A 7488-nucleotide genomic window follows, 5' to 3' on the forward strand; every position below is an offset into this window, starting at 1 on the left:
GCATCGTCGGCGAGGCGGCCTTCTCCGGGCCGCTGGCCGAGGTGCTGCGCGCCCACACCCCGCTCAGCGAACGCGCCGCCGACATCACCGCCACCGGCCTGGTCGTGCTGGTGCTGACCTTCGTGACCATCATCTTCGGCGAGCTGGTGCCCAAGCGCCTGGGCCAGATGTTCCCGGAGAACGTCGCGCGCCTGGTCGCGCCGCCGATGGAGATCATGTCGCTGATCACGCGGCCCTTCGTCAAGCTGCTGAGCTTCTGCACCGAGTTCACGCTGAAGCTGCTGGGCATGGGCGGGCGCGCCAACCGCTCGGTGACCGAGGAGGAGATCGCCGCCAGCCTCGAGGAAGGCCGCGACGCCGGCGTGATCGAGGAACACGAGCACCAGATGGTGCGCAACGTGTTCCGGCTGGACGAGCGCCAGATCGGCTCGATGATGATCCCGCGCGCCGAGATCGCCTGGCTGGACGCGACCGATCGCGCCGAGCAGGTGCTGCAGATCCTGCGCGCGCACGGCTACAGCCGCTATCCGGTCTGCCGCGGCGGCCTGCACGACGTGGTCGGCACGGTGAGCGCGCAGAGCCTGCTGGCCCGCGTGCTGGCCGGCGAGATGCTGGATCTGTCCACCGGCCTGGAGCCGCCCGTGTTCGTGCCCGAGACGCTGTCCGGCATGGAGCTGCTCGCGCACATGCGCGGCACCGACACGCCGCTGGCCTTCGTTGTCGACGAGTACGGCGAGGTGCAGGGCGTGGTCGCGATGCGCGACGTGCTGGAGGCGATCGCGGGCGAGTTCAACTCGTCCGACGGCGAGGACGCCTGGGCGGTCCAGCGCGAGGACGGCAGCTGGCTGATGGACGGCCTGATCCCCGTCACCGAGCTGAAGGACCGGCTGGACTTGAAGGAACTGCCCGAGGAGGACCGTGGGCGCTACAACACCCTGGCCGGCATGGTGATGCTGCTGCTGGGGCGCTTGCCGCGCACGGCCGATGTGGTGGAGTGGGACGCGTGGAGATTCGAGGTGGTCGACCTCGACGGCAAGCGTGTGGACAAGGTGCTGGTCTCGCGACTGGCGGACGATGGAGTGAATCAATGAGCAACCCCCCGATGTATGAAAACCTGGTCCCCGTGGACCGGGTGCAGCACAAGAGCACGCGCATGAAGATCGGCGCGCCGGTGCTGGACCGCGTGACCCAGCTGAACTCGCTGTTCGTCGCCGTGGCCGAGTTCGCCGATGCGAGCCTCGAGTACCCGGTGGTGTTCGTGCGCGTCGGCCAGGCGGCCGAAGGGCAGCGTCCGGCGATCGCGCCGCTGGCCGTGTTCGGCCTGAAGCAGGGCAGCAACCTGTTCGTCAAGGACGGCCAGTGGACCGGCCGCTACGTGCCGGCCTACGTGCGCCGCTGGCCCTTCGCGATGGCCCGCATCGAGGAGAACGGCAGCGACATGGCGCTGTGCCTGGACATGGGCTCCGGCGCGTTCTCCGAGACCGACGGCGAGCCGCTGTTCAAGGAAGACGGCGAGGCCTCCGAGCTGCTGCTCAACGCCAAGCAGTTCTGCGAGGACTTCGAGCGCGAGGCCGAGCGCACCCGCCAGGCCTGCGAGCTGCTGCAGGACCTGGACCTGCTGCAGGACATGCGCTTCGAGGCGCAACTGCCCAGCGGCGAGAAGCTCGATGTCGACGGCTTCATGACCATCAACGAGAAGGCCCTGGCCGAACTGCCCGACGCGAAGATCGTCGAGCTGCATCGCAACGGCCTGCTGGAGGTCATCACGATGCATCGCCTGTCGCTGCGACTGATGAGCCGTCTGGCGCAGATGTACGTGCCGGCCAACTGAGCGCCTGGGGGGACCCCCCTCACCCCCACCCTCTCCCCCCAAGCGGGGAGAGGGAGTGAAAAAAAGAGGGGCGATCACCGGCCGAGACAAACCCCAAGCGGGTTTGCTTGAGTACGGCGTACGCAGGAGCCTCGATAGCATCCTCGACCGAGAGGACGTAGATGCTGTTCGAGGCTTTTTTGTCGTCCACCGCGATGGAATCGGTGTTCTCGCCGACCGCGGTGGTCCAGTCGATGATGGATGTGGAGGCCGCGCTCGCGCGGGCCGCGGCCCGCGTGGGCCTGATCCCGGCGCCGGCGGCGCAGGCGATCGCCAGCCTGTGCCGCGCCGAGCTCTATGACGTGCCCGCGCTCGTGGCGGCGGCGCCACGCAGCGGCAACCTGGCCTTGCCGGTGGTGCAGCGGCTGCGCGAGACGGTCGCGCTGTTCGACCCGTCCGCCGCGGTCTACGTGCATCGCGGCGCCTCCGCGCAGGATCTGGTCGACACCGCGATGGTGCTGCGCACCCGCGAGGCGCTGCGCCTGATCGACGACGACCTGCAGCAGCTCTGCGCCCGGCTGCTCGAGCTGGCCGAGCGGCACGCCGCCGTGCCGCTGCTGGGCCGCACGATGATGCAGCCGGCGCAGGTGATCAGCCTGCGCTTCAAGTTGATGAACTGGCTGATGCCGCTGCTGCGCAGCGCCGAGCGGCTGCGCGAGCAGGGCCAGGCCTCGCTGCTGCTGCAGTTGGGCGCGCCGTCGGCACGCTGGACGCGATGGGCGACCGCGCCGAGGACATGCTGGCGGCCGTGGCCGCCGAGCTGTCGCTGCCGCTGCCCGACATGTGCTGGCACACGCAGCGCGACCGCTGGTTGCGCCTGGGCATGGAGGTGGGCCTGCTGTGCGGCAACCTCGGCAAGCTGGCGCAGGACTTCGCGCTGATGGCGCAGGCCGAGGTCGACGAACTCAACGAGCCGCCCGGCGAGGGCTACGGCGCCTGCCTGTCGATGCCGCACAAGAAGAATCCGGTGGCCGCGCTGCAGGCGCTGGCGGCGGTCCAGCGCGCGCCGCAGCGCGTCGCCAGCCTGATGGGCTGCATGACGCCCGAACACGAGCGCGGCCTGGGGCAGCACCCGGCGGAACTCGCGGAATGGAGCGGCCTGATGGGCGGCGCCCACCTGGCGGTGCAGGCGCTCAACCGCGCGCTGGCCGAGCCGGTGCTGCGGATCGACCGGATGCGCGCGCACGTGCTCGAGCGCCAGGGCCTGGTTGCGAGCGAGCGCCTGGAGCACCTGCTCATGCCGCGATTGGGCCGGCAGCGCACCGGGGCCATCGTCCGCGACCTGATCAGCCGGGTGCGCTTGGGGCAGGGGACGCTGGAGCAGTTGCTGCTCGCGGCGATCGACGTCGGCGACCTGCCGCCGACGGCGCTCTCGTCCGAGGAACTGGCGGCGATGTTCGATCTGGAAGCGATCGCGGCCCAGGCGGATGGGCGCGTCGACGCGCTGATGGCCGACGCCCGACGGCGCGTGGAGACCCTGGCAGCGACGCCCTGGATCTGACGCAACGCGATACGAACTTTCGGGTCGCTCAGCGAGCGCGTCGCGCGCGAAGCGACAAATATCCCCATGCCGTCCAAGGGTTTCGGTAAAAAATTCTGGGCGTTTTGTCCCCTGAATTCGGCATCTGAACGAATCGCATCTGGTTACACCTGCAACAAAACCGCGGCCGGGAGGCCGCCGGCGGGTCCCCGGGGATTCCGCAATATCGAACGGCGATGAGGGCTGACGCTGGTTTGCGGCGGGGTGCCCGGGATGTAACCGAATTCCCTCAAATGCGGGGTTTCGCCCTGGCAGGGGATTGACCCCGACCCGAACCCGGGACAGACCCGTAAGGTCAGGTACGCATTTGTTATCTATCGTAGCGCCCGGCAGTAATTACTTTGAGTGGGCCATAGACTCGCCCTTGATAACCAAGCAGTCTGGAGTTGGGAATGAGCGACGAATCTCACCTGTCGAGCATCGAACTGGAAGCGCCCGCAAGCCCTTTGCAGGCGCTGCAATCCGTTCGCGCGGAGATTCCCTTCGTTCGGTCCGACTCGGTGGAACTCGTCACGCGCGAGACGGCCTATGGCCGCATCGAAATCCGCGCGCTGATGGAAGGCGCTGGTCATTCCCTGCTGGAGCGTCGCTACGCGTCACGGGGTTACAGGCTGAGCCGTTCCGCGGACGTGACGCTGGGCGCTTATTGGGAAGGCCGGCTGGTGTCGACGCTGGGATTGCGGCGGGACAGCGGCAACCTCGCCGCGGACCAGAGCTTCCCGCAGGAAATGGCCGGCATGCGCCAGCAGGGCTGGCAGCTGTGCGAATTCACCCGCCTGGCCGCGGATCCGGAAGGCCCGTCCAAGCTGGTGCTGGCCAGCCTGTTCCACCTGGCCTACCTGCATGCCGCCCACCATTGGGGCGCCGAGTTCCTGGTGATCGAGGTCAATCCGCGTCACAAGGCCTTCTATCGCCGCATGCTGGATTTCCAGCCGCACGGCGAGGAGCGCCTGCACCGCAGCGTCGGCGCGCCGGCGGTGCTGATGAGCCTGTCGCTCGCCTACGGCGCGAGCAAGGTCCGCGAGTACGGCGGCACGCTGAACGAGGACGAAGGGCGCTCCCGCACCCTCTTCCCCTATTTCTTCTCGACGGACGACGAGCCCGAGCTGCTGAGCAAGCTCGCGGACGTCTACGGCTACGACGCGTGAGCGTCGCGCGCCTCAGGCCTGCAGCCAGTGCAGGCTGAACCAGCGCTGATCGTCGGTCCAGTGGGCTGACGGCCGGAAGCCCGCTTCCCGCGCCAGCGCCTGGAAGCTCTCGACGCTGTACTTGTACGAGTTCTCCGTGTGCAGGCTTTCGCCGGGCACCAGCGTGTAGCGCCGTCCCTGCAGCTGCAGCTGCTGTTCACCGCGAGGCAGCAGGTGCATCTCGATGCGGTGCTTGCGCGGGTCGTAGAACGCGTAATGGTCGAAGCCGGCGGGGTCGCACTCCAGGCCCAGCGCCCGCTGCGCATGCCGCAGCAGGTTGAGGTTGAAGCGCGCGGTCACGCCCTGGGCGTCGTTGTAGGCCGCATGCAGGCGCGCCGGCTCCTTGATCAGGTCGACGCCGATCAGCAGCGCGCCGCCGTCGAGTTCCTCGCGCAGCAGGCGCAGGAACTCGAGCGCCTCCAGCGGATCGAAGTTGCCGATGCTCGAGCCCGGGAAGAAGCCGATGCGCCGGCCCTCGGGCGGCGCATCGGGCAGCACGTGGGGGCGGGTGAAGTCCGCCACCACCGGCAGGATGCGCAGCGCGGGCTGCTCGCGTTGCAGCGCCTCGCAGGCCGCCAGCAGGTGCGGGCCGGAGATGTCCACCGGCACGAAGCTGTGCAGGCGCGTCGCGCGCTCCAGCAGCAGGCGCACCTTCACGAGCGCGCCGGCGCCGTACTCGATCACCTGGGCGTCCGGGCCCATGCGGTCGGCGATGTCGCCGGCATGGCGGCGCAGCAGCGCCAGTTCGGTGCGGGTGGGGTAGTACTCGGGCAGCTCGCAGATCTGCTCGAAGAGCGTCGAGCCCTGCGCGTCGTAGAAGTACTTGGGGGAGATCGTGTGCTCGGGGCCGGCAAGCGCGGCGTGAAGGTCCTCGGCGAAGCTGCTCATGCGTGGGTCTCCGCGCGCGGGCGCGCATCGCGGGCCAGTCGCAGCCCGGTGAACTGCCAGCGCGCGGCCGGCGGGAAGAAGTTGCGGTAGGTCGGTCGCGTGTGGCCGGGCGGGGTGGCGACGCTGCCGCCGCGCAGCACCAGCTGGCCGACCATGAACTTGCCGTTGTATTCCGAGGCGGCCCCCTCCAGCGGCTGGAAGCCGGGGTAAGGGTGGTAGGCGGAGCGGGTCCACTGCCACGCCTGGTCGTGCAGCTGCGCGATGCCGGGCAGCGCGGACGCGGCCTCCCACTCCTGCTCGCTGGGCAGGCGCGCGCCGGCCCATTCGGCGTAGGCGGCGGCCTCGTAGAAGCTGAGCTGCATCACCGGCGCGGCGGGATCCAGCGGCCGCAGGCCATGCAGGCCGAAGACGGCCCAGCGGGAGGCGGCACCGCTGGCGCGCGCGCCGAGTCCGCCATCGCCATTGCCATCGCTCGCGTCGACCCAGTACAGCGGCGCCCGCCACGCCTGGGCCTGCACCGTGGCCCAGCCGTCGGACAGCCACCAGCGCGGCTCGCGATAGCCGCCGTCGTCGATGAAGCGCTGGAACTCGCCACAGGTGACGAGCCGGCTCGCGATCTCGAAGGGCTCGAGCCAGACGCGATGCCGCGGTCCTTCGTTGTCGAAGGCAAAGCCTGCCCCCGGGGCCCGGGCGTCATGGCCGATCTCGACGAGCCCGCCCTCGTGGCGCAGCCAGGCGCTCACGCCGGTGGTCGCCGGCGACGGCGGGCTGTCCAGTAGCGCGGGCCGCCACGGATGGCAGGACAGCAGATGCAGCGCATCGGTGAGCAGCAGCTCCTGATGCTGCTGCTCGTGATGGAGGCCGAGTTCCAGCGTCGGCGCGATCGCGGCCCAGCGCGTGTCGTCGCAGCGCGCGATCAACTGGTGGATGTGCAGGTCGACGTGCTGCCGGTAGGCGCGGACCTGGTCGAGCGACGGCCGCGTCAGCAGGCCGCGCTGCGGCCGCGGATGGCGCGGGCCGAGGCCTTCGTAATACGAGTTGAAGAGGTAGTGGTAGCTGTCGTCGAGCGGCTGGTAGCCCGGCAGGTGAGGGCGCAGCAACAGGGCCTCGAAGAACCAGCTCGTGTGGGCCTGGTGCCATTTGGCGGGACTGGCGTCCGGCATCGATTGGGCGGCCTGGTCCTCGGCGGACAGCGGCTCCGCCAGCGTCAGCGTGTGACGCCGCACCGCCTCGTAACGGCGCGCGAGGTCGCGCGCGCGGGCGGCAGATCGTGATCCGACATGCAAGCAACTCCTGTCGGCCCGGGGGAGGATGGGCCGAGCGACAACGGTAGCCGATTTGCCATCTCCCCATCCGGCGCGAGCCGCTGCGCGGGCGCCGGAGGGACGGCTCAGCTGCCACCCGATGTCAGCAAGGGCAAGGCGGGTACCCGCGGCGCGCCGACATCGTGCGCGGCTCATCGCGCGCCATTCATCGGGACGTCACGCCGCGCGGGCACGCTGGCGTCGCCCCGGCTCACGCATCCCTCCATGTCCATGACGCCGCCTTCGCTGTCCTCGACGATCGCTCCGCCCTCGCTGCCGACCGTTTCAATGCCGCCCGCCGTCCTGGCCGATGGCGACGCGCTGCCGCTGTCGTGGCTGCAGGATCGCCTGCTCGCGGAGCGGCTGCTCGAGGCGGTGTGGAGCGCGCGGCAGCCGACGACGCCGGCCCAGTTCTTCGTCTGGAGCCAGAGCCGGCTGCAAGTCTTGCTGCCGCATCGCCTGCTGGTGTGCGTCGGGGATCAGCCGCCATCGCCTCGGCTGGCCGCGCAGCTCTTTCACCTGAAGCCGATCGGGGACGTGCTGCAGACGCAGCTGGAGTCGCCCGAACATGGGCTCTGGCTGCACCTCATCCGGCGCTGGGGCGACGGCCGGCGGCCGCTGCGGCTCCAGCTGGAGCGAGAGGCGCCTTCGGCCCTGTTCCAGCCGCTGCTGGAAGCCGGGCTGCGCGAGCTCGCGCTG

The 7488-nt window shown here is 69.9% G+C and carries 6 protein-coding genes and 1 pseudogene; 5 read left to right on the top strand and 2 right to left on the bottom strand.

All coding sequences use genetic code 11. From position 1 onward, the window contains the following. The 4 genes and pseudogenes from FUT87_RS03995 to FUT87_RS04010 all read left to right on the top strand — a co-directional run. Positions 1-1091: hemolysin family protein (locus FUT87_RS03995; RefSeq protein ID WP_147240161.1), on the top strand; the 1091-nt coding region annotated here is incomplete at its 5' end. Further along, positions 1088-1831, top strand: coding sequence for a SapC family protein (locus FUT87_RS04000; protein WP_091725581.1), 744 nt, complete (start codon positions 1088-1090; stop codon positions 1829-1831). The genes FUT87_RS03995 and FUT87_RS04000, both read left to right, overlap by 4 nt. Positions 1832-2067: 236 nt before the next feature. Further along, a pseudogene (locus FUT87_RS30315) lies at positions 2068-3371 on the top strand (lyase family protein). A 431-nt stretch (positions 3372-3802) separates the two neighbouring features. Next, positions 3803-4558, top strand: a complete 756-nt coding sequence (locus FUT87_RS04010; RefSeq protein WP_091725574.1) for an N-acyl amino acid synthase FeeM domain-containing protein — start codon at positions 3803-3805, stop codon at positions 4556-4558. A gap of 12 nt (positions 4559-4570) precedes the next feature. Here FUT87_RS04010 and egtD read toward each other — a convergent pair whose 3' ends face one another. Continuing rightward, on the bottom strand, positions 4571-5485 hold the full coding sequence (gene egtD, locus FUT87_RS04015) for an L-histidine N(alpha)-methyltransferase (protein WP_147240163.1): 915 nt from the start codon (positions 5483-5485) through the stop codon (positions 4571-4573). After that, positions 5482-6711 (bottom strand): ergothioneine biosynthesis protein EgtB, encoded by a 1230-nt coding sequence (gene egtB / locus FUT87_RS04020; protein ID WP_404935357.1) that lies wholly within the window; start codon positions 6709-6711, stop codon positions 5482-5484. Before egtB ends, egtD begins: the two co-directional genes overlap by 4 nt. A 366-nt stretch (positions 6712-7077) precedes the next feature. Between egtB and FUT87_RS04025 the strand changes: the two genes are divergently transcribed. After that, a partial coding sequence (locus FUT87_RS04025) for a hypothetical protein (protein WP_222617040.1) occupies positions 7078-7488 on the top strand: 411 nt, incomplete at its 3' end.

The sequence above is a fragment of the Mitsuaria sp. TWR114 genome, from assembly GCF_007997345.1.

Bases quoted from the DNA above. Each gene is read 5' to 3' on its own strand.
- FUT87_RS04010 (WP_091725574.1), top strand. From the start codon at position 3,803: ATGAGCGACGAATCTCACCTGTCGAGCATCGAACTGGAAGCGCCCGCA.
- FUT87_RS04000 (WP_091725581.1), top strand. From the start codon at position 1,088: ATGAGCAACCCCCCGATGTATGAAAACCTGGTCCCCGTGGACCGGGTG.
- egtD (WP_147240163.1), bottom strand. From the start codon at position 5,485: ATGAGCAGCTTCGCCGAGGACCTTCACGCCGCGCTTGCCGGCCCCGAG.